This is a genomic window from Mesorhizobium sp. M2C.T.Ca.TU.002.02.1.1, from assembly GCF_003997225.1.
This window is the reverse complement of record NZ_RZTO01001507.1, coordinates 1-481: the sequence shown is the minus strand read 5'-3', so window position 1 is coordinate 481 and position 481 is coordinate 1. Positions and strand designations below refer to the sequence as shown.

General features: G+C 66.5%; 1 pseudogene. It reads right to left on the bottom strand.

Annotation, left to right across the window (positions count from 1 at the left end):
* Window positions 1–481, bottom strand: a pseudogene (locus EOD07_RS37000) (PD40 domain-containing protein); the annotation flags it as partial.

Here is a 481-nt window from a genome sequence, read left to right as displayed (position 1 = left end):
GGTCGGGCCCTCCTGCTGGAAACCTGAGGACAGGATGCGCTCGCCCGAGCCGTCGGTCTTCATGACGCCGATCTGGAATTCGCCGCCGCTCTGCTTGGTGAAGGCGATGAGGTCGCCGCGCGGCGACCAGACCGGTGTCGAATAGACGCCGTCGCCGAAGGAGATGCGGTGCGGGTTGGAGCCGTCCGCGCCCATGACGTAGATCTGCGAGCGCCCGCTGCCGCCGCCACGGTCGGAGGTGAAGACGATCTGCGAGCCGTCCGGCGAATAGGAGGGCGAGGTGTCGATGGCGGTCGAGTCGGTCAGCCGCGTCGTCGAGCGGCTCCTCAAATCCATGGCGAAGATGTTGGAGTTGCCGTCGTCGCGCAGCAGGCTCATGATCACCTTCTGCCCGTCGGGCGAAAAGCGCGGCGCGAACGTCATGCCCGGGAAGTTGCCGACCAGCTCGCGCTGTCCGGTCTCGATCTGCAGGAGATAGACC